Annotated in this window: 23 protein-coding genes and 1 pseudogene; 5 read left to right on the forward strand and 19 right to left on the reverse strand. The window is 43.8% G+C overall.

The genetic code is table 11. The annotated features are described in order from the left end of the window. Positions 1 to 186 precede the first annotated feature (186 nt). From ppsA to MKX46_RS02705, 4 genes are all read right to left on the reverse strand, one after another. Positions 187 to 2,805, reverse strand: coding sequence for a phosphoenolpyruvate synthase (gene ppsA, locus MKX46_RS02690; protein WP_341070872.1), 2,619 nt, complete (start codon positions 2,803 to 2,805; stop codon positions 187 to 189). Between the two features lie 416 nt (positions 2,806 to 3,221). Further along, positions 3,222 to 3,593 (reverse strand): hypothetical protein, encoded by a 372-nt coding sequence (locus tag MKX46_RS02695; protein WP_029515195.1) that lies wholly within the window; start codon positions 3,591 to 3,593, stop codon positions 3,222 to 3,224. A 63-nt stretch (positions 3,594 to 3,656) separates the two neighbouring features. Next, positions 3,657 to 3,866, reverse strand: coding sequence for a hypothetical protein (locus MKX46_RS02700; RefSeq protein ID WP_029515189.1), 210 nt, complete (start codon positions 3,864 to 3,866; stop codon positions 3,657 to 3,659). Between the two features lie 50 nt (positions 3,867 to 3,916). Then, positions 3,917 to 4,570 carry a GntR family transcriptional regulator gene (locus tag MKX46_RS02705; protein WP_029515188.1) on the reverse strand — a complete coding sequence of 218 codons (654 nt, stop codon included), beginning with the start codon at positions 4,568 to 4,570 and terminating at the stop codon, positions 3,917 to 3,919. A gap of 158 nt (positions 4,571 to 4,728) precedes the next feature. Between MKX46_RS02705 and uxuA the strand changes: the two genes are divergently transcribed. Together uxuA and MKX46_RS02715 are read left to right on the forward strand one after the other, a co-directional pair. Continuing rightward, entirely contained in the window at positions 4,729 to 5,805 is a 1,077-nt protein-coding gene (gene uxuA / locus MKX46_RS02710) for a mannonate dehydratase (RefSeq protein ID WP_341070873.1), read from the forward strand. Beyond that, positions 5,806 to 7,413: a mannitol dehydrogenase family protein gene (locus MKX46_RS02715; RefSeq protein ID WP_341070874.1), complete on the forward strand. Its 1,608-nt coding sequence runs from the start codon at positions 5,806 to 5,808 to the stop codon at positions 7,411 to 7,413. Positions 7,414 to 7,420: 7 nt separating this feature from the next. Here the strand turns inward: MKX46_RS02715 and MKX46_RS02720 are convergent, their stop codons facing one another. From MKX46_RS02720 to MKX46_RS02770, 11 genes and pseudogenes are all read right to left on the reverse strand, one after another. Then, the gene (locus MKX46_RS02720; RefSeq protein WP_029515184.1) at positions 7,421 to 8,272 is read right to left on the reverse strand and encodes an NADP-dependent oxidoreductase; all 852 of its coding nucleotides are present in this window, start codon (positions 8,270 to 8,272) and stop codon (positions 7,421 to 7,423) included. 178 nt (positions 8,273 to 8,450) lie between these two features. Then, positions 8,451 to 8,705, reverse strand: a pseudogene (locus tag MKX46_RS02725) (oxidoreductase); the annotation flags it as partial. Positions 8,706 to 8,752: 47 nt separating this feature from the next. Next, entirely contained in the window at positions 8,753 to 9,505 is a 753-nt protein-coding gene (locus MKX46_RS02730; protein ID WP_029515182.1) for an SDR family NAD(P)-dependent oxidoreductase, read from the reverse strand. A gap of 312 nt (positions 9,506 to 9,817) precedes the next feature. After that, entirely contained in the window at positions 9,818 to 10,390 is a 573-nt protein-coding gene (locus tag MKX46_RS02735) for a TetR/AcrR family transcriptional regulator (RefSeq protein WP_029515180.1), read from the reverse strand. A gap of 101 nt (positions 10,391 to 10,491) precedes the next feature. Then, positions 10,492 to 11,529 (reverse strand): aldo/keto reductase, encoded by a 1,038-nt coding sequence (locus tag MKX46_RS02740; RefSeq protein WP_069011841.1) that lies wholly within the window; start codon positions 11,527 to 11,529, stop codon positions 10,492 to 10,494. 305 nt (positions 11,530 to 11,834) lie between these two features. Further along, positions 11,835 to 12,941 carry a Gfo/Idh/MocA family protein gene (locus tag MKX46_RS02745; protein ID WP_340955486.1) on the reverse strand — a complete coding sequence of 369 codons (1,107 nt, stop codon included), beginning with the start codon at positions 12,939 to 12,941 and terminating at the stop codon, positions 11,835 to 11,837. Between the two features lie 75 nt (positions 12,942 to 13,016). After that, complete coding sequence (locus MKX46_RS02750; protein ID WP_029515175.1) at positions 13,017 to 13,745, reverse strand: ThuA domain-containing protein; 729 nt, start codon at positions 13,743 to 13,745, stop codon at positions 13,017 to 13,019. A 36-nt stretch (positions 13,746 to 13,781) separates the two neighbouring features. Next, on the reverse strand, positions 13,782 to 14,954 hold the full coding sequence (locus tag MKX46_RS02755) for a Gfo/Idh/MocA family protein (RefSeq protein WP_340932277.1): 1,173 nt from the start codon (positions 14,952 to 14,954) through the stop codon (positions 13,782 to 13,784). A 52-nt stretch (positions 14,955 to 15,006) separates the two neighbouring features. Continuing rightward, entirely contained in the window at positions 15,007 to 16,062 is a 1,056-nt protein-coding gene (locus tag MKX46_RS02760; protein WP_322252421.1) for a LacI family DNA-binding transcriptional regulator, read from the reverse strand. Between the two features lie 172 nt (positions 16,063 to 16,234). Then, the gene (locus MKX46_RS02765) at positions 16,235 to 17,092 is read right to left on the reverse strand and encodes a GRP family sugar transporter (RefSeq protein ID WP_069011836.1); all 858 of its coding nucleotides are present in this window, start codon (positions 17,090 to 17,092) and stop codon (positions 16,235 to 16,237) included. A gap of 136 nt (positions 17,093 to 17,228) precedes the next feature. Next, the gene (locus MKX46_RS02770) at positions 17,229 to 18,068 is read right to left on the reverse strand and encodes an AraC family transcriptional regulator (RefSeq protein WP_029515168.1); all 840 of its coding nucleotides are present in this window, start codon (positions 18,066 to 18,068) and stop codon (positions 17,229 to 17,231) included. Between the two features lie 243 nt (positions 18,069 to 18,311). Here MKX46_RS02770 and MKX46_RS02775 point away from each other — a divergent pair, with 243 nt between their 5' ends. Further along, on the forward strand, positions 18,312 to 20,546 hold the full coding sequence (locus tag MKX46_RS02775; protein ID WP_341070875.1) for an alpha-galactosidase: 2,235 nt from the start codon (positions 18,312 to 18,314) through the stop codon (positions 20,544 to 20,546). A 144-nt stretch (positions 20,547 to 20,690) separates the two neighbouring features. Here the strand turns inward: MKX46_RS02775 and MKX46_RS02780 are convergent, their stop codons facing one another. Both MKX46_RS02780 and MKX46_RS02785 read right to left on the reverse strand, forming a co-directional pair. Further along, the gene (locus MKX46_RS02780; protein WP_341070876.1) at positions 20,691 to 21,677 is read right to left on the reverse strand and encodes a Gfo/Idh/MocA family protein; all 987 of its coding nucleotides are present in this window, start codon (positions 21,675 to 21,677) and stop codon (positions 20,691 to 20,693) included. 1 nt (position 21,678) lies between these two features. Then, on the reverse strand, positions 21,679 to 22,698 hold the full coding sequence (locus tag MKX46_RS02785; protein WP_341070877.1) for a Gfo/Idh/MocA family oxidoreductase: 1,020 nt from the start codon (positions 22,696 to 22,698) through the stop codon (positions 21,679 to 21,681). A 180-nt stretch (positions 22,699 to 22,878) separates the two neighbouring features. On the opposite strand from MKX46_RS02785, the gene MKX46_RS02790 reads away from it, so the two are divergent. Continuing rightward, on the forward strand, positions 22,879 to 23,745 hold the full coding sequence (locus tag MKX46_RS02790) for a MurR/RpiR family transcriptional regulator (protein ID WP_341070878.1): 867 nt from the start codon (positions 22,879 to 22,881) through the stop codon (positions 23,743 to 23,745). Positions 23,746 to 23,856: 111 nt separating this feature from the next. Here the strand turns inward: MKX46_RS02790 and MKX46_RS02795 are convergent, their stop codons facing one another. Further along, complete coding sequence (locus tag MKX46_RS02795; RefSeq protein WP_029515163.1) at positions 23,857 to 24,162, reverse strand: ArsR/SmtB family transcription factor; 306 nt, start codon at positions 24,160 to 24,162, stop codon at positions 23,857 to 23,859. Positions 24,163 to 24,273: 111 nt separating this feature from the next. On the opposite strand from MKX46_RS02795, the gene MKX46_RS02800 reads away from it, so the two are divergent. Next, positions 24,274 to 25,437, forward strand: coding sequence for an MFS transporter (locus MKX46_RS02800; protein ID WP_341070879.1), 1,164 nt, complete (start codon positions 24,274 to 24,276; stop codon positions 25,435 to 25,437). A gap of 123 nt (positions 25,438 to 25,560) precedes the next feature. On the opposite strand, the gene MKX46_RS02805 is transcribed toward MKX46_RS02800, so the two are convergent. Beyond that, positions 25,561 to 26,688 (reverse strand): NAD(P)/FAD-dependent oxidoreductase, encoded by a 1,128-nt coding sequence (locus MKX46_RS02805; RefSeq protein WP_341070881.1) that lies wholly within the window; start codon positions 26,686 to 26,688, stop codon positions 25,561 to 25,563. Positions 26,689 to 26,729 lie beyond the last annotated feature (41 nt).

Genomic DNA, 26,729 nt, shown 5'->3' on the forward strand with positions numbered 1-26,729 from the left:
TTTTTTCGATCATCAAATAAATAAGTTCTTAAATTATTCCCCCCCAAAATTAAAATCCGTTGATATTTTGGGGAGTACTTTGTGTCATGGATAAAAGGACGACAGGATAATCGCCCTTTTATCCATGACAGGTTGCATTTAATACCGTCCATTATGACAGAGGCTATTACTTAGCGTATTCAGCCATTACAATATTTCGATATACCCTTCGGTTCCATGCACGCGAATTCGTTGCCCATCTTTTATCAGTTTGGTCGCATTCTCCACTCCGACAACGGCTGGCAAGCCATATTCACGTGCGATAACGGCTCCATGGGTCATCAGTCCACCCACCTCCGTAACCAAGCCTTTTATGGATAAAAACAATGGAGTCCAGCTAGGATCGGTAAAAGCGGTGACTAGTATATCGCCATCTTCCAGATCAGTCCCTTCTATATTCAGGATCACACGTGCCCGCCCCTCTACAATACCCGAAGAAACAGCGAGGCCTACAATAGCTTCGGCAGGGATATTTTCTCGTTTGTACTGACCCGTAATGATTTCCCCATCAGACGTGATAACACGTGGCGGAGTTAGTTTTTCATATAATCTGTACTCATCTTTTCGTTTGTCGATGACCTGGTAATCCAGTTTATTTGTGCGTATGGTTTCCTGCAATTCTTCAAAAGCGAGATAGTAAATATCTTCTTTTTCATGAAGAACGTTGGCTTGTACGAGTCGTTCCGCTTCCTTTAGTAAAGCCTGTTTATAAATAAAGTAGCGACTAACAATGTCGTATTTCGGATATTCACGATAACCGATGAAGTTCCGGATCAGGTCGATCATTTGTTTTGTCTCTTCGGCTTTTTGTTCACCACCCGGTAATTGTTTCAATCGGGCTAATAAGTCCTGTTCTTTGTTCAAAGCTTCCTGTCGCCCTTGCTCAAACTTTCGTTTACTGGCGCCAGGATCAAGGTTTTTAATGTTACTGAGGATCATAGGTACCAGTGTACTTGGTTTTTCACTCCAGCGTGTTCTTGTAATATCGATCTCCCCGGCACATCGCATTCCATATTTGTCGAGATAAACAGCAATAGCATCACGCACCTGCTGCCCACCTTCGAATTGAACCAGTTCATCCAAAAAGTTATCATCCTTTACCTGTTGTAAATACTCAATTATTTCCGGATAGGGACGAATCACATCTGCAACATCCAGTAGCTCCATACCCATTTCCGAAGTGACGTTGTTAGGTACAGATAGGGAAAGTGTGTCTGCTACGTTTTTTTCACCTAACCATTCATTCATTTTTTCATTGATCCATGCTGAAGCATGCATGGCGGCCATAATCACATTCAAATTTTTCAGTTCTGACGCTCGCTGCCTCCGTTGCTGCATATCTTCCAGGATACAATCAAATACATCCAATCCTGATTTCGTTTGGATATTATGTTTTAATGCTGATAACGATGTCTCACTACTCTTAATCAAAACAGCAACAATTTCCGGGTCGTTTCCTGCTTCTTCCAAAATATCCGCAGACGACATACCCTTATGGCTTTTAACGGGCCCCGGTTCGCTTGTGTCATATGGGTCCGATTTTATAAAATTTCCCCGCTCTATGATGGTAATAAGCGCGTCTTTTATGAGCGGATCGGAGTGCCCTAGAACATCCAATAAATTTTGCCTGCCAGCCGGTGAAGCCAGGCCCATCGTGATATCCACAAACAGCCTTCCGCCACCAGTTCTAAACATGGGCGTGGCACCTGTTAATATCCAAACAGATATCCCCAGTGGTTTAATAGGATCAGTCATCATTTGCTGATGACCGACAGATACATACACGTGATTCTCCTGGTCATTTGCTTCAGGAATGGGATATAAAGTGGTGATCGGCCGGCTCTGGACAATATAAAATGTATCATCAGCCAAACACCATTCGATGTCTTGGGGGCAGCCGAAGTGTTCTTCGATCTGTCTTCCAATGTGTGCCAGTTGTAAAATTTGTTGTTCCGTAAGGGTTTGAGTCCTTTGCTGATCGAGATCGATTTGCTGAGTCTCTGTTCCGCCTTCTCTTCGTCCATAGATAGCCAATTTTTTGGTTGCTATCCTCTTATCGACGATTTCCCCTTCCTGTACTTGATAACAATCGGCAGAGACTAAGCCAGAGACCAGTGCTTCTCCAAGTCCGAAACTGGCTTCGATAGAGAGCAGCTTTCGGTTGCAAGTGATGGGATCAGCGGTAAATAAAATCCCTGAAGCCTGTGGGAACACCATTCTTTGAACGATAACAGATAAATAAACTTGGCTGTGATCAAATCCATTCTGCATTCGGTAAATTACCGCGCGTTCCGTAAATAAAGAAGCCCAACATTTGCGGATATGCTCCAAGATGGATTCTTTGCCGATAATATTTAAATAAGTGTCTTGTTGACCAGCAAAAGAAGCATGCGGCAAATCCTCAGCGGTCGCACTAGAACGCACGGCATAAGCATATTCATCGCCAAACTGGGAGAGATAGTGAGCAACTGCTTTCACAACATCGGAAGGAATGGCTACTTCCATAATGGCCTGTCGAATCTTCTTGCTAATTCCATAAATTTGTTCTCGATCTTCTACTTTAAGCGTAGTTAGCCGATCCAACAAAGCATGAATCATTTCGTTTTGTTCGATGGCTTTTTGATATCCCACTGTTGTAACACAAAACCCTTCTGGCACTTGTATTCCTTCCATTTTGGTTAATGCCCCTAAGTGTAGCCCTTTTCCACCAACAAGCAAAAGCTGAGTGTTATCCATTTCTTGAAAATCGAGAACTAGTGAATTCATTCAACATCTCTCCTAACCATTAAATTGAGAAAAAAACATTTGACAAGAGTTTAGCGGCATGGTAAGATTTAATTGTAAGATGTGTTATTTATGTCTACTACATCTTTGTAAAAGATAATCTGATTATATCATCGTGTCTGTTTTATATGCAATATAAAAGAACCTGATAAAACTATCCAGGTTCTTTTTTGATTTCCGCTATCACTTCTTAAAATAAAAAAAGCCGCGATTTCGCAGCAATGAATGGGATGAAATTCTTATTACCCGACAGGTGCTGCATGACATAGAATATTATCTCATTCCAAGTCGATCTACCTTACAACACCTGCTTTGCTCGATCAAACAAATTCCGATAGAAAACCTGTCCACGAGTAGACTTCTTCGAATTGTTGGATACGCTTCAAAATACGTTTGTTCTAGCTTTGCAAAAGCCGGTACAGCAGCGCCTCTCCCTTATTCTCAAACGTTCGCTGTGTTTCCAGAAATTCAGGCACCTCTATCAGCCGAGAGGGTCTGTACCCGGGGCCACCACAGCCGCAGGAGTGGTAAGTGTATCCTTGTTGATATAGTAGCTCTACCTTTTTCCACTGTTTGATATCCGTTTGCTTCGGGGCCTGAAAATCATGACCCATGTCATGCATGGATGCCTGGCATTGCGGACAGACATGGACAATCCGTTCATATTCATCCTTCGGCATTTCAAACCGTGATGTCTGCTTATATACTTTCCTGCAGGTAAAGCAGGCAAAGATATCTTTATATGGGCCGCATATTGCATATCTACACATACGGTTACCCCCTTTATAATCTAGAATTGGTCTGGCATTTTTCACTTAAATCATAGAAATATTTCAGTATTTTTTCAATTGACATGTATACAAGTCTGAAAACTCCTGTGAGAATTCCTCCAGTTTGGCCACCGCCTGACGGTAAATAACAATACTCACGAGCAAAAACGGAATGACAAAGGCCAGCTCGTTTCCGCCCATAAATTTTGCTGCAGTCTCGCATTTCTTACTCGCTCTTTCACCGATATATCCAACTCGTAGAACAGCCTCCATGACTCCCCCACTTCCTCAATATTCATACAAGTTAATTTAAGCTAGCCGCCTTATTTCTTGATATAATCAGCGAACTTCCGAAGAAAATCGAGCGAATGGATATCCTCTCTAAGATGATGATGAACCAGATCATCCATTTTGGTTGTTTCCTTATTCAGCATGTATTCAAGCATAGCTTGGTGCTCATGCCAGATGCCCATCAGCTTCCCTGTTTCCAGCATATGCAGCTTGCGATATCTGATATAGTGAACATTTGACTGCTGAATGAGCTGCCAAAGAAACTCCCGCCCCACCAATTGGAACATGGTTTGGTGGAACTGATCATCCAAACTGAGAAATTGATCCGTCGCATGATCTTCTTCGATCACAGCTCTCTGTCTGTCCAGAATATCGCTCAGCTCCTGCACATCGCTTAATGTAATTTGCGAAGAAAGCTCCTTCATAATCTCCTTTTCCAATGCGCTTCTTAAGTAAATAATTTGCTCAACGGACTCCAGATCAATATAGGACACAATGTTCCCCTTCTTGGGATAAATATCAATGTAGGACTCGAGCGCAAGCCACTTTAATACATCGCGTAGCGGAGTTCTGGACAGCTGGAAGCGTTCTGACAAAGTCGTCTCACTCAGTAGAGTACCCGGCTTTAAAGTCAGTGACAAAATATCATTTTTCAAAAGCTGCTTGATTTCTTCTTTCGTCAACATTTCATTCCTACCTTCACTTTATAAATCTAGAACTATTATAAAGCATTTTGAGGTGATAAATCCCTTTATAATTATCATTGACAAGAACAAACCCTATAATTTATGATCAACTCAATCTTGTATACAAGACAGACGAATATAATCAGGGAGGTATCGTTATGAATATGACCTGGAGATGGTATGGAGAAGGCAACGACAATATTACGCTGGACCATATCCGGCAAATTCCTGGAGTTATGGGCATTGTCTGGTCTTTACATGATAAGGTAGCTGGTGAAGTATGGGAAATGGAGCGAATTCAGGAGGTAGCTGATCAGATTACGAGCAAGGGCTTTAGTTCGGCGGTCGTAGAAAGTGTAAATGTCCACGATGATATCAAAATCGGCCTACCATCCCGCGATCAATATATTGACATTTATATCGACACCATTCGAAAATTAGCCAAAGTGGGAGTTAAGGTGATTTGCTATAACTTTATGCCTGTCTTTGACTGGACCAGAACAGAGCTGTACAAGGAACTGCCTGACGGGTCCAATGCCCTCTTTTATGAAAAGGCTGCCATTACTGATGATCCCCGCCAAATGGTGGATCGGATTCTCAAGGGAGCTGGGAAGTTCACCATGCCTGGCTGGGAACCGGAACGGTTGGCGAGACTGGATGAACTTTTTGCTGCTTATGCGGATGTCACAGAAGACAAGTTGTTTGACAACCTAAAGTATTTTCTTGAGCGCATCATCCCGGTCTGCGAGGAGTCTGACATCAAGATGGCCATTCATCCTGATGATCCAGCATGGCCCATCTTCGGATTGCCGAGAATTGTCCGGAGTTGTGAGACCATCCGGCGCATCCTAGACGCAGTGAGCAGTCCATATAATGGTCTAACCTTCTGCACAGGCTCACTGGGAAGTAATCCTGAGAATGATTTACCAGCCATGATTCGGGAGTTTCATGATCGTATTCATTTTGCGCATATTCGTAATGTCAAGGTGTTTGAGAATGGAGACTTTATTGAAGTGTCACATCGCGGGAAGGACGGAAGCGTCGATGTACCGGAAATAGTTAGAGCTTATCACGAGAACGGCTATCAGGGATATGTACGTCCAGATCACGGCAGACATCTATGGGGGGAAGAAAAGAATTGTCGGCCAGGCTATGGTTTGTATGACCGTGCACTGGGAGTTATGTACTTGCTTGGTGTCTGGGATAGTCTCTCTCAAGGCAAAGGAGTGAAATAAATGCTCCAACTTGACCGGAAAGGCCTTTTAGATAAGGCGGCCTGGGAAGCAGCAGGTATTGAATTGCCGAAATATGATCTGGAGCTTGTAGCCCATAACACCCGACTTCGACCGCAATGGGTGCATTTCGGAGCAGGCAATATTTTTCGAGGGTTGATAGCCAATGCGCAGCAACAACTACTGAATAACTTGAAAGCGGATACAGGTATTATTGCAGCCGAAGCCTTTGATTTTGAAATGATCGACAAAGCCTATAAGCCTTACGACAATTTAACCTTACTGGTGTTGATGAGTGCAGACGAAAGATTTCACAAGAGCGTGGTCGCAAGCATCGTTGAGGAAATCGCGGCAGAGCAGAATCGTCCAGACGACTACCTCCGTCTGATTGAAATATTTGAGAATCCGTCCCTGCAGATGGCCAGCTTTACTGTCACGGAAAAAGGATACGCTCTGACCGGGCCCGACGGCAAGTATCTGGCTGTTGTAGAGAGGGATTTGATGAATGGCCCTGAACAACCAGCGCATGTGATGAGCATAGCTACTTCGCTTGCCTATCGGCGTTATCTAAAGGGGCGACTTCCAATGACTTTTGTGAGCATGGATAATTGCTCCCATAACGGCGATCTGTTAAAGGATAGTATGATTGCCATCGCCAAGGAGTGGACTCGCAGAGGCCTGGTAAAGGAAGGATTTGCAGACTATCTGCAGAATGAGGAGAAAATAACCTTCCCCCTGACCATGATCGACAAAATTACCCCCCGCCCTTCCTTGCAAGTACAGTCTGCTCTTCAGGAACTGGGGTTAGCCGACATGGAGTTAATCGTTACCTCCAGGCATACGTATACGGCTCCCTTTGTCAATGCTGAGGTTAGCGAGTATTTGGTCATTGAAGACAAGTTTACGAACGGGAGACCTGCACTAGAGGAAGCTGGTATCATTTTCACGAATCGGGATACAGTGGACAAAGTGGAGAAGATGAAAGTCACTACCTGTCTCAATCCGCTGCATACAGCGCTGGCGCTAGCTGGGTGTCTGCTTGGGTATGAGCTTATTGCAGATGAAATGAAGGATCACACATTACGTCGTCTGGTGGAAACTATCGGCTACAAGGAAGGGTTGCCTGTTGTAGTTGATCCCGGTATTATTCAACCGAAACCATTTATTGACGAGGTATTGCAGGAACGCTTCGCCAATCCCTATATTCCGGATACGCCACAGCGGATTGCAACAGATACCTCTCAAAAGATGAGCATCCGTTTTGGTGAAACCATAAAGTCTTATGTTGGCACAGTAGGACTTGATCCTGCGAACTTGACTGCTATTCCCTTGACCATTGCGATCTGGTGTCGCTATTTGCTGGGAGTGGATGATCAAGGAGAACCCTTCACACTCAGTCCGGACCCGTTACTGGATACGTTGCAGGGATATTTGAAGAATACGAAGCTGGGCGATCAGACCTCCAAGGTTCGCTGCCTCCTCGAAGATGACAAACTGTTCGGTGTCCGATTATATGAAATTGGTCTGGGCGACAAGATTGAAGCCATGTTTCATGAAATGCTGGCAGGTCCCGGAGCAGTCCGAAGCACGATAGAAAAGTATGTGAACTAGAAATTACTTAGAAGGTCACAATCACTTTGCCCTGGGAGTGGCCCGTCGACACATTAATCAGCGCCTTGTTAATGTCACCAAACGTATAAGTTGAATCTATAGAGGGCTTTATATTTTCTTTTTCAACAAGTTTAGTGATTTCTTGTAATTGACTTCCATTGGCTTGCACAAATAAAAAACGATATTCATTTTGATTCTTGCGCGCTAAAGAATCTAAGCGAGCACCCACCAGACCAAATAATGCTTTTTTCCACAGGGGAAAACGATTGTCAACCGCAAAGCGATAATTAGGTCCGGCTTTCAATGATACCAATTTCCCTTGTGGTTTTAAAATACCCAGTTCAGCTTTGATCTCTTTGGTACCCAAGGTGTCGATCACATAATCGATATCGGACAGTATGTTAGCATAATTCTCTGTCTTATAATTGATGAACTGATCAGCCCCGATCGACAGTATACGTAACCTGCCTCTTTCACTTCCACTTGTAATAACAAATAACCCCAGTGATTTGGCAATGGGGATTGCCATAGCGCCAAATCCTCCGGTTCCTCCAGGAATGAATAGCTTTTTATTCGGCTGGACATGGAGTACATCGTGCAATGCTTGATAAGCAGTCAAGGCAGTAAGGGGTACAGCAGCAGCTTCAATAACGCCAGACAGTTCATTCCCTAAAGTTAATGGCAACTTATAGTCAGCAATCATCCGAACACTACCATTCAAATTTAGGATATCCAGTGGATTTACACCTGCTGCCTTTACTTTGACAAGCACCTCATGGTTGTTGATCTGTGGCATGTCAACATCATTTAACTCCACTTGGATTTTTTTTGAATATTTCTGTATTTGTGCTGCTCTCATATTCATCCTCTTCCTTTGCTAATTTGGAGATAGCATAACCATGAAACTATTGGCTAAAAACATGGCGTACAATTTACGGTTGTACGCCATGTTCCACTCTTTTGCTATTGTAGTCCCTCTTGCGATTCTAATTCTCGTATCGTCGGATAGTCCGTGTAACCTTTACTCCCCAGACCAAAGTAACCTTTTTCCATCCTTCAATATGTTTATCCGTATAAATCCCAGGTGTCCATAAGTACCCTTGACCATCATCAGAAGGTTGTGTACCCTCCGTAATAATGAGTCCCATTGACGCTCGTTGAGCATAATAAAGAGATGTTAGCTCTCCCGGTGTGCCATCTTCTTGCGATCTGCTACGTGTCATTGGTGCCATTGCTAAACGATGTGGCAGCTCCATTTTTCCAATCTTCGTTTTACTCCACAACTTTTTCATTGGATACTCTCCTCTTTCAATAAACTCAACAGATCTATAAATTGAATTTAAAATTCTGAAATGATCGGATATATTTGACCTCTGAGATTGAAATTATAGTTCTGGTCTACAATCCCTACCCCTTCGTTGCTGTCATAAAGATCCACCATGAAGCCCGCCATTTGTTTGGCAGTGTGGTACTTAGGCATGTTTGCTTTATAATCAAAATCTTCTGCATCTAATGATTTCTTCACAAATTCCGTTTCTGTTATAGCTGGTGCCAAAACCTTTGCCTTTAGTTTTGCACCTTTTATTTCTAGTTCTTTTGCAAGTCCTTCTGTGAAGGCACTAACGTAATACTTAGATGCAGAATAAGTAACACTCCCAACAGCAATGGCATATCCAAGTCCAGATGAAACGTTAATTAACTGAGTTCCTTCTACATCAGCATAATCTCGTACATATAGTGTAGAAAGGATGGTCAAAGCTTCGATATTAACACGTAACATGGTTTCAACTTTATCTAAATTCTGTTCTGCTACAAAAGAAGATTCACCGAGTCCCGCATTGTTTATCCAGGTCTCAATTTGGTATTCCTTTAAATCGTTATATAGTGTGTAGGCTTGATCTGTAACAGACAGGTCACTTGTATGAACAATAACATTTACATTAGGGTCAATATTGTGAATTGCTGATTTGAGTTCTTCTAATTTATCAAATCTTCTAGCTACCAAGATTAGGTTTTTGCCACGTGCCGCAAATGCCAATGACGTTTCATATCCAATCCCCGAGCTTGCTCCTGTAATAACTGTATACTTCATAATATTCTCTCCTTCATAACATGCATATTAGTGTAAATAAGTTTTAAAGACGATTTTAGAACGACCATTCTTATTAGGGTAAAAAAAACAGTTAGATCTGACTTGCTATTAGCATATCAATTTTAGAACGAACAATAAAGAATTTTTTCGTGGCTAAGAATTGTAATTTTGGAGCGGTATTCCTTGACATGTTTGAGGCGTAAGATACAAGTTCTTTCTTATGTTAGAGGGACAAGAAAAAACTTGTATCACGGAAACAAACAGTCCTCCATTGAGGTAACTCCTTTTGCCTGTCATGCTGTAATTTCACTTTTAATCTAAAGCGGTCAGTGTCATATCAATAATATTCTTTAATTTTTGCTGATCCGTTGTTGTCTTAACCAACGTACGTAGCCCTAACCACGCATTCATTAAATAATGAGAAATAACTACAGGATCCAAGTCAGCCTTGAATTCACCCGATTGTTGACCCTTCAGAACAAGGTTAGTCAAGAGTTCCTCAGTTCGCGAATAACTTTCATCAACTAAGGATGCAACTTCAGGATCCAACACGCCGAGTTCCACACCTGAATTCACGAGAAAACACCCTAGAGGTTCTCCTTCGTTTCTTACTGTCGCCTCAAACAACTCCCGAATTGATTCTTTGATCGGTTTTTGTTTTTCAATCAGAAACCTCATTTTGCTGGTCTGCTTCGTTTCATATCGTTCGAGAGCTTTCATAAATAAGGCATGCTTATCCCCAAAGGTATCATAGATACTTCTTCGGTGAATGCCCATAAACTCAACCAAATCTTGCATTGAAGTTTTCTCATATCCTTGTGCCCAAAACAGGTGTATCGCTTTATCTAATACTTCATTAACTTCAAATTCTTTTGATCTTGCCATCGTCATCACCTCGAATAATCATTATACAATTTAGTGAAGGATCGGCAAACTAGATTTAAAATATGTGAATACATTACAGCTATGAGGTCTGTCTTATATATTTAACCCAGGATTCTTCGTTTGTCTGCTTGTAACCAATCAGGCGTCCATCCTTTTTCCAGGGCATCCAGGGTTACTCCTGGCGGAACGATAGCATCTATCGCATCCAGAATATCAGTGCTTAATCGAATGTCACTGCCTTTTAACGTTTCACGTAGTTGCTCAATTGTTCTTGCCCCCACTATAGCAGAAGTAACTGACGAATGAGCTTGTGTAAATGCCATGGCAAGATGAGGCAAAGTTAATCCTGCTTCATTTGCAAGGGTTTGGAGCTTAGCAACGGCTTCGAACTTGGTTCGGTTTTCTTCTCGATTTGGGTCTACAACAGTTGAAAGTTTCCCTAGAGAACTCGCTGCTCTTGAATCTGGGGCAACCGCTTCTCCTGAGCGGTATTTTCCCGTTAGTAGACCACCCGAAAGTGGGCTCCAAACCATTACGCCCATTCCATATTTTGCAGTTGCAGCAAGCAAATCGAATTCGATACTCCGATTCACAATGGAATATGGGGCTTGCTCGGATACAAAGCGTGCTGTATTTTTACGTTCGCTAGTCCACTGTGCTTCGGTCACTTGCCATGCCTGAAAATTGGATGTACCAATATAGCGAATCTTCCCTTCACGAACCAGGTCCGTAAGTGCGTCAAGACTCTCTTCAATATCGGTATGGATATCTGGCTGATGTAGTTGGTACAAATCGATATAGTCCGTTTGCAACCTTCTCAAGCTTCCCTCTACTGCACGCTTAATCCAATATTTAGAGTTACCGGATTGATTAAGCCCACTGTCCATGGGCATTCCGCCTTTCGTGGCCAGTATAACATCCTGTCTGCGTCCTTTTAGGATCTGACCCAGAATTTCTTCGGATTGACCACTTGAATAGACATCCGCTGTATCGATCAGATTAATGCCTCCAGCCAAAGCCTCATCTAACATGACTGCAGCTTCTTTCTCCGTATTGTTGCCCCAAAAACCAAAAGTACCTGTACCTAATACAAAACTGCTTATTTTAAGGCCTGTATTTCCTAATACACGATATTCCATGTTCAATCCATCCCTTCTCCATCTATTATATTAAGAATGATCATTCTAATATGCATAGAAGAGCACCACGGCAAGATCTCACACTCACACCACTCCCCATAACTTTTGGCTTCTTATCCGTGTACTCCTCCCACGCCAACAATATAACATATCTAGAACGACCGGTAAAGAATGATTTTATGCCCGCAATTAAAATCCTTCCTGAAAATGAACTAAGAAGACTCCAAGCCCCGGTCAAAACGGAGCTGGAGTCTTCTTTTTAATAGAAATGAACATTCAAAGCGGGATGTGAAATTTACATTAGTTTACGCATCTAACGTATACAAGGGCAGGTTTTCCGGTAAAGCCGCCGGGCGCAGACATGTGCTCTGCATTGGATAGAAGGTCTGCTGATCGGAGGAATCATGGAACGCCCACATCGCTTCCAGCACATGGTAGGCCAGTTCTCCACTAGCGCGGTGAGGCCGTCCGCTGCGGATAGCGTAGGCCATATCGGCAACACCGATGCCCCGTGTATTCTCCTGGTATCCTGGCAGCAGCGGTACCTCTGTCCATTCTTGCTCGCCTAGCAGCCTATAGCGAACTGGCCCTCCGAACGTGTTCGGGTCAGGCACCTGCAGCGTGCCATGAGTACCGTAAACCTCAATCGGTGGCAGAGTGCTTCCACCAAAGATGTCAAAGCTGGTAATCAGCGTACCGACAGCTCCCTGCTTAAAGCGCAGCAACCCGGCTACATGGGTCGGAATATCGACTGGGATAGTCTGGCCTTTCTTTTTCTCGCTCGTAATCGTTCGCTGGTCCATCGCCTTGCCTGTCATGCCCGAAATGGCAGCAATCGGACCCAGCATTTGCACCAGAGCCGTCAAATAATAAGGGCCCATATCAAACATTGGACCGCCGCCGACTGCATAATAAAATTCAGGATCAGGATGCCAATGTTCATGTCCACGGCTCATCATGAAAGCCGTAGCGGCTACCGGACTCCCAATGACTCCGTCTTCAATCAGCTTCAATGATGTCTGTATACCGGAACCGAAGAAGGTCTCTGGTGCGCAGCCGACAAGCAGTCCCTTTTGATGAGCAAGATCCAAGACAGCCTGACCCTGCTCACGGGTGACGGCAAGTGGCTTCTCCACATAGACATGCTTGCCTGCCTCAAGAGCTCTGAGACATACGTCGGCGTGAACGCCCGGAATGGTCAAATTAATGATGAGTTCGATCTCCGGATCAGCCAAAATCTCATCTACCGAATATACATGCGGAACGTTGAACGCTACCGCCTGCTCCTCTGCCCGACCTTGGTCCAGATCCGCTACAGCGTACAGCTCCAGAATGTCGAAACGATGGCAATTTTCCATGTAAATTCCGCTAATTTTACCACACCCGATAATGCCTACTTTCATTTTGTTCATGCCTAGACTCCCTTCTTCTTCAGAAAAAATGGATAATGGCATTCTTTTGTTACATCGGATACCATCCTGTTCACCCTAGCGTTGCTGGTTGTCTGTCATGCCTGTATAAGCCTCTGCGAGAGAGCTGCCCCGGGTGGCCACCGCCTGTTTGCCTGCTGCTGCCCACAGAAATCCACTGCGCATCATCTCGGTCACTTGAGGCATATCTATGATATCTGCGTGATGCCCCAGCGAATTGTAGAAGACGCGGCCGTTCCCCCAGCGCTTCGTCCATACAACGGGCATATCCACTGGCCCATTAGCTGAATGGGGGCCTGGTACGATCGGAAAGCGTGTGGTTGCCAGCACTTCAACTGCTGGGTCTACGTGGAGGTAATACTGCTCGCTTTTGACCTGAAAATCCTCAATATGGTCTAGAAGTGGGCTGGAGCCGCGCTTCATGTTCACCATGTACTCTACGCCGTCATTGCCGGGATGCGCAACCCATTGCCCGCCTGTCATAAACTGCCAATCCACATTGTTCCGGAAGGCATCACACATGCCACCATGGCAGCCTGTGAGACCTACGCCGCTTTGAACCGCAGCGGAGACATTATCGACCAGTTCCTGCTCAATCTGTCCCATGGTCCACATTGGAACGATCAGGTCCAGGTCAAGCAGTTTCTCTGCATCCTGGTAGGCTTCAAGGGTATTAGACACCTCCACCTCGAACTGCTCTTCCTTCAAAATGCGTTCAAAAATGGCCGCCACCTGCTCCGGCTCATGTCCGTTCCATCCGCCCCATACAATCAGTGCCTTGCGCATCTGTAATCCACTCACCTTTCGGAATGTATTGTTATACTACATTTCTTCAATGGATACCCAGCGGCGTTCCTCTATGGATCGTTCTACCGCTTCAAGCACAGCCTGACAAGCAACACCGTCACGGAAGTTCGGCGACGGTTGCCTTCCTTCAGAGATGGCACTCAACATCTCAAGCATCTCATGGGTGAAGGTATGCTCGAATCCAATCGTATGTCCTGCAGGCCACCAAGCTTCAGAATACTTGTGTGCCGGATCGGTGGCGAGTACGCGGCGAAAGCCCTGAACGTCTTCCTCATCCTGTGTGAAATACACTTCCAGTTCGTTCATTCGTTCAAAGTCAAACCGCACACTGCCTAGGCTACCGTTGATCTCGAATGAATTGGTGCTCCGATGTCCGGCAGCAAAACGTGTGGCCTCGAAGCTGCCCAGCGCACCTCCGGCGAAGCGTGCCAGGAACAGCGTGGCATCATCGACTGTCACTTCTCCCATTGGAGCATTTGCTTCAGTGTTTCTTTTGGAGCTCAACCCGCTCATCTCCAAAGCTAACGGGCGCTGCTGGATGAATGTCTCGCTCATGCCGATCACTTCATGGAACTCGCCAACTAAGAAGCGAGCGAGATCAATCAGATGGGCGCCAAGATCACCATGAGAGCCAGAACCGGCCACGTCTTTTTGCAGCCGCCATACCAGCGGGAAGGACGGGTCCATGATCCAGTCTTGAAGGAAGAAGGCACGAAAATGATAAATTTTGCCTAGGCGACCGCTCTCGACTAGCTGCTTTGCCAGCTGGACAGCCGGTGAAAAGCGATAGTTGAAGCCTACCATATGTCTGACCCCTGCTTGCTCTGCTACCTGCAGCATGTCACGTGAATCCGCCAGCGAGAGCGCAAGCGGCTTCTCACAGAACAGATGCTTGCCATGGAGGGCAGCCTCCACGACAATTTCTTTATGGGCATTACTCGGGGCGTTAATGTCAATGAGATCAATATCGTTACGTTTCACTAGATCACGCCAATCCGTAACACTTTCGGTCCAGCCGAACTGGCGGGCAGCCGCCTGAACCCCCTGCGCGTTGCGTCCACAGATAACGGACATTTCTGGCTGCAGCGGGGCATCTGGGAAGAACATGGGTAGACTACGGTAAGCGTTGCTGTGAGCCTTGCCCATAAATTTGTAGCCAACCATTCCGATACGAAGACGATTAGACATGTCGTGATCCTCCTTATGGGTCTGAGTTTCAACGAATTTTTGACGAATGGTGTTATCGACGAATGGATGACGCTCTGATAATCAGTTCTGTGGATAGGAGTTCTCTTATTGAGTCGCACCCGGTTAGTTCCAGAGCCGGAATGAGATGCTGAGAATCGGGTATAAGCTTCGAGGCTGCAAGCTCCCCCATCTCATAAAAAGGTACGCGGACACTGCTTAGCGGCGGAACAGCCATCTCAGCCGCATCCGAATCGTCATAGCCTACAAACGCCGGAAACCGGTCAGCTGCCAGTCCGCGCTCACGGAGACCCTGCATTACCCCAAGAGCCATCCGGTCGTTCGCCGCAAATACAGCATCAATATCATTCAATTGGTCTGCGATTGTAGCTGAGGCTTCGAGTCCGCTCCGACGGCTATAGTTACCTTCCAGAAGCAGTTCGTGGTCATATTCAATCCCAGCGTCCTGAAGCGCGGTACGATAACCCTTCATTCGCTCAGTACTATTGGAATAGATATCCGGGCCGTTGAGAAAGGCAATCCGCTTGTATCCCTGCTCGATGAGGTGACTTACAGCCGCCCGGCTGCCTTCTACATGGTCTGCATCCACTTCACAGAACGATTGCCCTTCAAAATGGTGATTCATGACGCAGAACGGACGTCCTTCTTCCTGAAGCCTCTTTAGAGCTTCCACCTCATCGTGGTCATCCCTGGCTCCAAGGATGATACAGGTATCGATCCTTTGCTGACGGAAAAGACTACTGTAATCAATCCGTTCCCCCGGCTTCCGGAACAATAGAAGCAGATCAAGTCCGCTGTCTCTAGCCTTGTTTCCGATACCGCTCAGCATCTCAGAGAAAAAATAGGCTGAGAACAAGTGCGCCTTCGGGACATAAGGCATAACCACACCAAGATGGCCACTCTTCCTTCGGGCAAAGTTACGGGCCAGCGCACTGGGAACATATCCAAGCTGATTGGCTGCGTCCAGAACCCTTCTTCGCGTATCCTCTTTGATAGGACCTACCGCATTCAAGACCCGGGATACTGTCGCTTCAGACACGCCGGAAAGTTCGGCTACTTCCTTGCGCGAAACAATATTACCCACCTCCAAATCATTTTATGTACGCGCGTACATTTTCTCATGCAGTCCTACCTCTGTCAATCCCAAAAAGCGTACCCCATAGATGGATAAGCTCTTTTCGTTACTAAAAGAACGTGGTCTCGTGGTTCCTACTGGCAAACAGTCAAAACACCTGATCATATACAAGATACAAAATGATTCTTTAAGGCTTGAGCATGCTGATCATTCCTACTCCTATCATCAGTACTGTAATTCCCGCAAGTATACCTATCCATTCCTGAGGACTCTTCTTTTCCTTAAATATTAAAATGCTGCCAACACAGGCAATAGCAATGCTCGCTTGAGAGATCGGAAAACTAGCCGCCATGCCGATCAGCCCATTGGAAATAAATAGTGCTAGATTCGCAATGCTCCAAACCAATCCTGTCGACAAATTGCGAACCACCAGAGAGAATCGTAGCCGCTTTTTGCCCTTCAGATTCATGGCCATGGCTGAGCATAGCATACCGAGCGATTGCGGCAGAATGACGGATAGCCCGGATATATGAAAAAACTGATTAATCACGACATAACTGCTTAACGCTAATCCCGAGCAAACCAACATTATGATAATGGGTACCGGCAAAGGCTTGGGCAATCCAGCAGACTTGCCCTGATAGCTGGTTAACAGAACTCCTGCCAATATACACAGAAGAGAACCAACGCCTATCGCATATTGGTACCCTGTTATCCATTCACCCAAAATAAGTGCGGCAAATAGCGTCGTCCCTATCAACTGCAGACCACAAATCACAGGAATGGCGATCGATACGCTTACTTTTTGAAAAGCTTGAAACTGGAGCAATTGTCCAGCGGCCCAAAAAATACCAGATATAAAACTTACCACAAAATGAATCGGTGTTAATGAGGTAGGATGAATGGTATACAAGCACAGGGAAAACAGCACAGCACCAATAACGGTACCTGTCAGCTGTTCTCGGGGACTGGCTTTTGTAATATGCGCCAGTATCGGCATAACTCCCCAGCCAAGGGCTGGAATAAAAGCAATAATGAAATCCACGCGCGAAATTCTCCTCCCGTAAAAAGTACTCTTCCTACAATCGTTAAAATGCCATGCAGGAAAAAATCCACAGTTTTACGATAGCAAAAAAAACCGCTTCTAAATACAAATATTTTTATAGATTTATATAGCAAAATCAAAGAAATTTTTTTCTATACGCGCTGGGTGATATGCTCATTACATTTTTAAAAGCTCGCGAAAAGGTCAACTGATCGGTATAGCCGACCGAATTAGATATGACCTGGATCGAATAGTCTGTATGCTGCAGCAATTCGCACGCTTTTTTAATCCTGAGGACTATCAGATATTGTTTAGGCGTTTCACCAGTTTCTAGTTTGAAAACGGAGGTCAGATAATTCGGATGTAGACCAAGGTACTCCGCTACTTCACTAATCTGGATGCCACTGATGTAGTTTTTCTCAATAAAGTTTATCGCTTGCACCGAATAAGGAAGCTGTTCCTTTATCGACATCGTTTCCCCCAAATTGTGTACAAGTTTGGCAAGAATATGGAATAAATACCCCTGTATAGCCAGCGATGAAGAAAGCGTGTTATCTCCGATCCGCAACATCTCAATAATCGTGGAATGAAAGAACGTAATATCTTCGATATCAATTATATAAGGGTTCTGGTGTGGAAGTGATATGTTCTGCAGGTAGATGTCGGATTTAATGCCCATAAAGCCGACCCAACTGTACTCCCAAGGCTCGGCTTCATCCGCCTGGTAATATGCTACCCTATTGGCCGGAATTAAAAAAGCCTGTCCTTCTCCTATATCGTAATTTTTGTTGTCAATCACCAGCCTACCTCGTCCTTTTAGTACAAAATGAACCAGATTAAAATCGCGGGCGATGGGTCCAAAATCCTGTTTGGATAAGCAGAGCTCTGTGCCACAGTTATACAAAATCAAATCTGATATATTTTTATGCTCTGAACTGGTATACGTATCAACATATTGAATCATATTCTGGCCCATTGGCATCCTCCTCACTTTTCCAAATAAAGAACCTATGCTTGTTAATTTAACAGTATAGCATAAGTTAAGGATGACAAATGTCCAGAAAAAATTTGGCTCTAAACTATATTTTTTTGTAAGGTTCTTTGTTTTTCCCATATCCAACTTAAAAAAAGTCATGTATTTACTATCACTATCTTTGTTATGCTGATTCAATAATAACGTTTTCAAGTGGTTCGACATATTTTGAAAGGGGCTATGTACATGGCTAGTCTACAAGTTAACCAAAAGGAACGGACATTTCACTTAACGAACAAATACTGCAGTTATCTTTTCCGTGTCATGGAGAACGGGCAATTGGAGCATTTATATTACGGCAAAAAAATAGAGTACCTGGGTCAATATGATCGTTTTATCGAGCGAAGCTACCGTCCCGTGTCTGTCGGTGAGTTTGATAGTGACTTGGTGACATCGTTGGAAAGTATTAAGCAGGAGTTTCCTTCTGCGGGAAGTGGAGACTTTCGAGAGCCAACAATTGAGATCATACAGGAGGATGGATCTCATATAATGGAGTTCACTTATGACCATTACGAGGTAATCACTGGAAAACCCAAAATTCCTCATCTTCCAGCTACGTTTTGTAAGGAAGCACATGAAGCAGAGACACTCCTCATCACGCTGACCGATTCTCTTACAGGAGCGGTGGCCGTGCTTGCTTACACCATCTTCAGCGAACTGCCCGTGATCACGAGATCCGTATCCATAACGAATTCCGGGAATGATCTCCTGAGAGTCAACCGTCTAATGAGCCTGAGTCTTGATCTCCCTGACTCCGAATATGAAATTATTCATTTATCAGGGGCTTGGGGCAGGGAACGTCATGTGGAGCGTACACCATTGAGACCTGGGCTACAGTCGATTGGGAGCACACGAGGAATTAGTAGTCATGTTCACAACCCATTTCTGGCGCTTGCCAAACCCGGATCACAGGAACACCAAGGAGAAGTATATGCGGTTAATCTCGTTTACAGCGGGAACTTTCTTGCCCAGGCGGAAGTGGACAGCTATTCAACTACCCGATTGATGATCGGCATTCATCCTGACAAATTCTGCTGGACCCTGAAGCCAGGAGAATGTTTTTATTCGCCTGAAGCAGTTCTGGTCTATTCTGAGAGCGGTTTAAATGGCATGAGCCAAGCATACCATAGCCTGTACAATAAACACTTAATTCGCAGCAGTTGGACCGAGCGGGAACGACCTGTATTGATCAATAACTGGGAGGGGACCTATTTTGATTTTACTGAGCAGAAAATAGTTGATATGGCAAAAAAAGCAGGTGAACTGGGGATTGAACTCTTTGTCTTGGATGACGGATGGTTCGGTCGAAGAAACAATGATACCTCTTCCCTCGGTGACTGGTTTGAAAATCTTGAAAAGCTACCGAACGGGATCTCGAATTTGGCAAAGAAGATCAATCAGCTCGGGATGAAATTCGGTCTTTGGTTCGAGCCGGAAATGGTTAACTCCGACTCTCATATTATGAGGGAGCATCCAGACTGGGTTGTGGGAACACCCGGCCGTCAACGCAAGCATGGACGTCATCAATATGTTCTTGATTATTCCCAACCGCCTGTCGTGGATTACCTGTTTAAGTTAATGGATGACGTGCTCTCTTCTGCTCGGATCGAATACGTAAAATGGGATATGAATCGCTGTATTTCAGAAGCCTATTCGTTATCTCTGGGCAAGGAAAGACAGGGCGAATTTTTTCACCGCTATGTCCTGGGTGTATATGCTTTATATGAGAAGCTGATTACCGAACACCCTGAGATTTTGTTTGAGTCCTGTGCTTCCGGTGGGGGACGGTTTGATCCAGGGATGCTTTATTACGCTCCGCAAGCATGGACAAGCGACGATAGCGAGGCTATAGAACGTCTGAAGATTCAGTATGGCACTTCCATGGCCTATCCGCTTAGCAGTATGGGTGCTCATGTGTCAAGCATCCCGAACCACCAGGTAGGCAGAACGGCACCGCTGCAAACTAGATCCAATGTCGCCTACTTTGGTATATTCGGTTATGAACTTGACCCATTGGCGTTGTCCGAAGAAGAGTGCAATGTAATTAAAAAACAAATACAAGTATATAAACGTCACCGACGATTAATTACACAGGGAACCTTTTACCGTCTGCTAAGTCCCTTTGAAAAAAATGAAACAGCATGGATGACCATTGATGCAGAACGTGAGCATGCTCTCGTCGGCTGGTACCAGGTTCTCTCACGCCCCAATGCAGCTTATTCACGGCTAAAGCTCATCGGACTGGACGAAATGGCAGTATATTTCGTGGAAGAATTGGACCGACGTTTTACAGGCAGCGAGTTAATGAACATCGGACTTATACTCACCCCGCCTTATAAGGCTGACCAGGATTTTAATATTGCGGAGAAATATGATTTTTCATCTGAATTATTCACTCTAACTAAAGAGACTTCCTCGTGATTGGATTATGACTTGAAGTAATGATATCAAAGACATGACTGAAGAGAGAAATCAAGGATTAAACGAAGAAGTGGTTATCCGTTATGCAGTGTCCGCTGTGTGGGAATTACGGATCAGAAGCAACTCAGTAATTGAGCTGCTTCTTTATTTATCAGGACCAAATACAAGATTGGCGGATTGCTTGGCTTTCTCAATGACATTCATGACCCTCTCGCTGTGTTCAAGCATTTCTGAGACTTTTCCCAAATCTTTTTCCTTGATGATACGGTCAAATTCAACGAATTCATCATACATTCGATGGGGATGATCTTTCTGATCCACCCGAATTGGCGTTTCCTTATTCGCAGTGTAATCAAAGCAGTCGCATATATTTGCTGAACTTGCCATGTGTATATACCCCTTATTGCCTTGAACGTTCACTGCATTGGGAGCCGTACTGTCTTTCGAACCTATGCAGACACACTTGAAATCACCGTAATCAAGCAGCAGTATACCTGAAGTATCAATTCCACGCTCCATGTTCGCCCAATACTCCACTTTCTTCGGGCTCCCGAAGAATCCAACAACCAAATGAATATTATATAAATTAATATCCATCAAGGCTCCACCAGACATTTCTGGATTAAACGCTGGCTGGATTATTCCTGCTTTGAAAGCTTCATACCGAGATGAGTATTGAGAATAGTTGCATTCAACTATTTTGATCTCACCAAGCTTAGGTAGATACTCCTTCATTGATAAATAATTTTTCAAATATTGATTCGTTATGGCTTCCACCAATACCAGTTTTCTTTGCTGAGCAATTTCTTTTAGCTCTAGAAATTCTTGCAAAGTGGAAGTAAACGGCTTCTCGCAAATGACATGTTTACCACTCAATAATGCTTCTTTGGCATATGAATAATGAAGATGATTAGGCAGCCCGATATAGACAGTATCCACGTCACGACTCATCAGCATCTCGCTGTAATCCGAATAAATCTGAGATATTCCATATTTACTTTGCAAATCCAGTAATTTCTCCTTGTGGCTAGGTCTAGAACAAATGCCCTTTAGTAAAATGGTCGGGATTTCCTGAATAAAGCTTAATAGATCCCCTACGATCATCCCTGCTCCGACAATTCCTAACTTCATTTTAGCTGCACTCCTCTATACCTTTTTCAAGTATTTCCATACACATTATCGTTTCTTCGTCTTTAATCACTTTTTCTTTACCAATTACGATCGACTGATAAATATCGTCATACACTCGGGCATAGTCTCCCTTTTCAGAAATTACTTTTTCTTCATGATACTCGCCCTTATCATTCAGATATGTTAAGATGCCGTAATGCTCGGGCAGGTCGATGCCGAAATCGGAGTGTCCCTTAGGCAGATAGTATAATTTCAGATGCTCCTCCTGACGATCCTTTGTCTGCTTTATAAAAACGCCTTTTTTGCCGTAAACTACAAAACTCGGCCGCTCTTTTAAACGAAAAAAGCTGGATTTGATGGATACCTTGAGTGAAGAATAATAAAAATCCAGATCAAAATAATCATTCATTCTTCCAGAACCGAGCAATTGGCGCACATCGTAATGGATCGTGTCAGGCTTCCCAAAATAGGAAAGGACTTGGTCAATGGTATGAGCGCCATGTCCATATAAGTAACTGTTATATTTAGAAAAATGAGAGGTGGAGTTGGGGGTCTCAGGGCGATAATAATCGAAATGCATTTCCACCTCCAACAAATCACCGAGTTTTCCTGATTCAATAACCTTCTTTGTAGTGAGAAAATCCGAATCGTAACGTCTGTTTTGATAGCATTGAATAATCAGATTTTTCTCTTTGGCATATTGGAAGATGGACACAGTTTCTTCTTTCGTTAACATAAAGGGTTTCTCAACAAGTACATTTTTTCCGTGGTTGAGTGCCATCTTCGCATAAGTGTAGTGGGATTCTACAGGTGTACAGATAACAATCAACTGAATTTCCTTATCGTTCATTAGAGATTCAAGATTATCTGTATACTGCACACCAGGGGTTTTCTCCCACTCCCTTTTATCTGGATTACGGGCGTAGATCGTCTTTACGTTCAAATGATCTCTGGTCAATGAAAAAGGAAGATGATACCGATTGGTGCTTTTGCCATTCCCAATATAACCGATGTTAAGCATATTAATTCCCCCTAGGCTCTTTTTCATTTATTATAGAAGAAGAACGTTGATCGTAAAGGATTTGCCGCCAAAATGGTACAATCAACCGAATATTTTTAAAAATGTTTGTTTATTTTCGAACAAAATGTTTATTTTATATCCTTTATCAAACGTCATTTCAATTGAACCGGAGTGAACCTGTTGAAAATACTGATGCAATTATCCGAAATGCAAAACTTTACACCAAACGAAAAAAGCATTGCATCCTATATTTTGCTTCATAAGGAAAGTATCCTGCACTTAAATATTCAGGAGCTTGCAAAGGCAACATATACTTCGCATTCCGCAATTAATCGATTAACACGTAAACTTGGGCTATCTGGCTTCAAGGAGTTCATAATCAAACTTGCTCGGGAGTTTCAGCAGAATACCCAGAACATTTCCAATGTAGACCCCAACTATCCATTTGGTTTTGATGAATCCCCACTTCAAGTGGCGAAAGAAATTGCAGAATTAATGAAGGAAACGATAGAAAAAAACTTTACATTCATGGATGATGATTTATTGTCGCAAACAGCCCTATTGCTGGATCAAGCGAACAGGATCTTTATATATGCGTTAGGAGATTCACAAATCCGTGCGAAAAGTTTCCAAAATAAATTAGTGAAAATTAACAAGTATGTGGTTATAGCTACGGAGCTGTCTGAGTGGGCGTACCATACGGCTAATCTTACGCCACAGGATTGCGCTGTTTTTTTAACTTACCATGGAAAATCGCCAATTTTTTTAAAAGCAGCAAGGCACTTTACACATGAAAATATTCCATTTATCACAATTACAGCAACCAATCAAAATGAATTGGCCAAACTCAGTAATATCTGTATCCAGGTGCCTAATGACGAAGTAAAACATGCCAAGATTGGTACATTTTCGTCGCAAATTGCTTTTGACTATGTATTAAATGTGATTTACTCCTGTATCTATAAAATCGACTACTTGAAAAACATGCAAATCCTAACACAATCGTTGAAGAATTCACATCTCAATGACATGATGAATGACGTATAGAAGGATCAGCTTCTCTCTAACTTCAAAATAAGCAGCAACTTATAAGTATATATGGTTGTTTTTCGGCAAATAAGGTCTAGTTAGTATCATGCTAACTAGACCTTTGTTTTTTTATTGCTTCAAGCCCATCAGTACAGCCGACAGCAAGCTTGGAAAGCGTTCATTTAAATCGTCGTAACGGATAGAAATAAAGCGTTGGGTTCCCTCTATTCTCGTATGAATGACCCCTGATTCCCGAAGAACCTTGAAATGATGAGACAAGGTTGACTTTGGGGCTGAAATATCTAGCGAGCTACAGGATTGCTCCCCGTTTTCGTCTAAAATCTGGATGATATTAAGCCGAATGGGGTCACTTAAAGCATATAAAACTGTAGGTAGAGTAATTTCAATTACGTTAGGATGATACAGCGTTCTCAAGATCCGTTCACCTGCCTAACAAAGAATTATAGTTGCATTATAGCATATTGGAATGCTATATTTCTATTATTCGAAAATATTCGAACAATAGAACAAATGGAGGGTTTCGTTTTGAATAAAATTATCATCTTGTTTTTCTTGATCATGTTTTTCATTGGTACGGATACGTTCATTGTATCCCCTCTTTTACCTATTCTTCGTGAAAGCTTCGGCATTTCTATTGAACAATCGGGCTGGATCGTTTCAGCCTATGCTTTAGGGTATGCTCTGTTTGCCTTAATTGCAGGACCGTTGTCAGATGCATGGAATCGAAAAAAAGTACTACTGTTCGGCTTGCTTGGTTTCGGTATCTTCACTCTACTTTGCGGCTTTGCCGTTGATTTTTGGACCATGTTTGCTTTTCGCTTATTAGCTGGCATTAGTGCCGCTTTTGCCTCACCTCAAGTTTGGGCTGCCATTCCTCAGTTGGTTCAACCACATAAAGTGTTAAAAGCCATGGGAGTTGCCACCGCTGGATTAGCTTTTTCCCAAATGCTAGGCGTTCCCATTGGCAGCTATCTCGCTACCGCCGGGTGGCAAACACCCTTTATGGTAATTGGTTGCTGCACCTTTTTGATCGTTATTTGGACTGCTGTTCTCTTGCCCGCCTTGCCTCCTTCTATACAGAAGCAAAAGGCTCCCTCGATTAGGAACAGATATCGTTCATTGCTGCAGGGGTCAACACCTAAGGTCGCTTTTCTGGCCTACTTCCTGTTCCAACTCGGAAATTTTGCTGCCTTCTCTTTTATTGGCACATGGCTGTCCGACAAATTCAGCCTCAATGTTGCAAATATTGGTACGGTGATTTTGTTCCTTGGTTTAGGAAATACGATCAGCAGCTTATTTGGGAGTAGCTTAGTTAACAAAGTGGGTCCTAAGCAATCTTTGATATATGGCGTAATTTTCATCGGCCTACTTTATTTAATTCTACCCTATTTACCTAGTGTAACCTATGTCGAAATTACATATTTTCTGATCTTCCTTACCCTTGGAATGATTTTTCCGCTTATGATGAGTATGCTTCAAACCTTGTCTGCCACAGCACGTGGAACAGTTTCATCACTTGCCAATTCTTCTATGTATTTTGGAACGATGGTTGGCTCTTTCACAGCAGGAATGCTATACGCGCACGCCGGTGGTTTTATTTCCGTTAGCCTGTTTTCTGTGATTTGTTTCACTATATCACTAATCTTGTTCCTACGTAGCGGGGTTTTACTAGGTCTAAGACTAAAATAGAAACGAGTAACCTTAAAAATCGACATAGGCTCTATCTTTGGTCCAGGAAAAGAACTTATATTACTAGAAAAGCCGCCAGTATGGCGGCTTCTTATGCTATCTAATGTTGTCTACCTTGAAGAATCAACTTTCATCTATTGCTTTTCGAATATCATAATCATTGATATCGATATCCAAGGCCATTCCAAGTGCCAACTTTGCCAACTGATTTCCAATAAAGGGGCCCATGGTCAACCCGGATGCCCCAAGCCCATTTGCCGCTATAAGGCCATTCCAGCCAGGAACAGCTCCGATCACCGGTAGAAAACCGGGTGTAAAAGGACGGAAACCAACTCTTACCTCCTGAAAAGTGCTGTTTGCTAAGTCAGGAGCCAATTCTAAACCTTTGTTCAGAATTTCCTGTATCCCACCTGCTGTTACTCTTGTATCGTAGCCTTCGATTTCATTTTCATGAGTTGCCCCTATTACGATCTTCTGTTTGTCAAAAGCCAGCAGATATTGATCAGAAGGCGGCATGATTACAGGCCAGGTGCCTGTGTCTTGCCTATTAGAAATCTGCAAATGCATAATTTGTGCTTTTTGATAACTAACTTTAAAATGAATGCCCAAAGGCAGCATCAGTTGATTGGCCCATGCACCTGCACAAACAATGACTTCGTCAGATGAGAAGCTGTTTGCACCGACCGCCACTCCGGTTACATGGTCGGAATCGTATTGAAGCACAGCATCCCCATGGATAAGGGTTGCCCCATTTCTTTTTGCTGATCGGATCAACGCATCACGCAGCGCACGACCATCTATACGAGCGGCACCGCTAATATGAACAGAATGATAACCTTCTACTAACAAAGGAAATTGTTCATGGGTTTCCTTTTCATTTAGTCGGGTAATCTCACCGATTTCTGGTGCATCCGCTTGTCGTAAGTGTGCTCGCTCCTGCATTTTTTTGATTTTCTCCAAATCATCATGAATACTGAGAGCTCCAACTTGAGCATAGCCAGTTTCTGTTTCCCCCTCGCTTTTGAGTTCTTCAATCAATCCGGGGTAAAAACGTGCGCCCGCTTTGGCTAGCTGATACCAAGCCTGATTGCGTCGCTGTGATAACCAGGGACAAATAATGCCAGCAGCTGCATCAGTCGCCTGTCCTTTATCTTTGCGGTCTACAAGAATGACATCAGCGCCCAATTTTGCTAACTGGTATGCTGTCGATGCCCCCAGAATTCCTGCTCCGATTACGATAACCTTCTTCATGAATACATCCCTTTCCTAAATCACTGTATCCATTATAGCGA

The sequence above is a fragment of the Paenibacillus sp. FSL P4-0113 genome (assembly GCF_038009305.1).
Lineage (GTDB): Bacteria > Bacillota > Bacilli > Paenibacillales > Paenibacillaceae > Paenibacillus > Paenibacillus polymyxa_D.

What these genes read in the sequence shown, in the direction of transcription:
- MKX46_RS02750 (WP_029515175.1), bottom strand. Translation starts at nt 13,745, where the DNA reads ATGCGCAAGGCACTGATTGTATGGGGCGGATGGAACGGACATGAGCCG.
- ppsA (WP_341070872.1), bottom strand. Translation starts at nt 2,805, where the DNA reads ATGAATTCACTAGTTCTCGATTTTCAAGAAATGGATAACACTCAGCTT.
- MKX46_RS02780 (WP_341070876.1), bottom strand. Translation starts at nt 21,677, where the DNA reads ATGAAGTTAGGAATTGTCGGAGCAGGGATGATCGTAGGGGATCTATTA.
- MKX46_RS02730 (WP_029515182.1), bottom strand. Translation starts at nt 9,505, where the DNA reads ATGAAGTATACAGTTATTACAGGAGCAAGCTCGGGGATTGGATATGAA.
- MKX46_RS02695 (WP_029515195.1), bottom strand. Translation starts at nt 3,593, where the DNA reads ATGTGTAGATATGCAATATGCGGCCCATATAAAGATATCTTTGCCTGC.
- MKX46_RS02805 (WP_341070881.1), bottom strand. Translation starts at nt 26,688, where the DNA reads ATGAAGAAGGTTATCGTAATCGGAGCAGGAATTCTGGGGGCATCGACA.
- MKX46_RS02705 (WP_029515188.1), bottom strand. Translation starts at nt 4,570, where the DNA reads ATGTTGACGAAAGAAGAAATCAAGCAGCTTTTGAAAAATGATATTTTG.
- MKX46_RS02740 (WP_069011841.1), bottom strand. Translation starts at nt 11,529, where the DNA reads ATGGAATATCGTGTATTAGGAAATACAGGCCTTAAAATAAGCAGTTTT.
- MKX46_RS02785 (WP_341070877.1), bottom strand. Translation starts at nt 22,698, where the DNA reads ATGCTTAACATCGGTTATATTGGGAATGGCAAAAGCACCAATCGGTAT.
- MKX46_RS02770 (WP_029515168.1), bottom strand. Translation starts at nt 18,068, where the DNA reads ATGGGCCAGAATATGATTCAATATGTTGATACGTATACCAGTTCAGAG.
- MKX46_RS02700 (WP_029515189.1), bottom strand. Translation starts at nt 3,866, where the DNA reads ATGGAGGCTGTTCTACGAGTTGGATATATCGGTGAAAGAGCGAGTAAG.
- MKX46_RS02755 (WP_340932277.1), bottom strand. Translation starts at nt 14,954, where the DNA reads ATGTCTAATCGTCTTCGTATCGGAATGGTTGGCTACAAATTTATGGGC.
- uxuA (WP_341070873.1), top strand. Translation starts at nt 4,729, where the DNA reads ATGAATATGACCTGGAGATGGTATGGAGAAGGCAACGACAATATTACG.
- MKX46_RS02735 (WP_029515180.1), bottom strand. Translation starts at nt 10,390, where the DNA reads ATGGCAAGATCAAAAGAATTTGAAGTTAATGAAGTATTAGATAAAGCG.
- MKX46_RS02715 (WP_341070874.1), top strand. Translation starts at nt 5,806, where the DNA reads ATGCTCCAACTTGACCGGAAAGGCCTTTTAGATAAGGCGGCCTGGGAA.
- MKX46_RS02720 (WP_029515184.1), bottom strand. Translation starts at nt 8,272, where the DNA reads ATGAGAGCAGCACAAATACAGAAATATTCAAAAAAAATCCAAGTGGAG.
- MKX46_RS02745 (WP_340955486.1), bottom strand. Translation starts at nt 12,941, where the DNA reads ATGAACAAAATGAAAGTAGGCATTATCGGGTGTGGTAAAATTAGCGGA.
- MKX46_RS02775 (WP_341070875.1), top strand. Translation starts at nt 18,312, where the DNA reads ATGGCTAGTCTACAAGTTAACCAAAAGGAACGGACATTTCACTTAACG.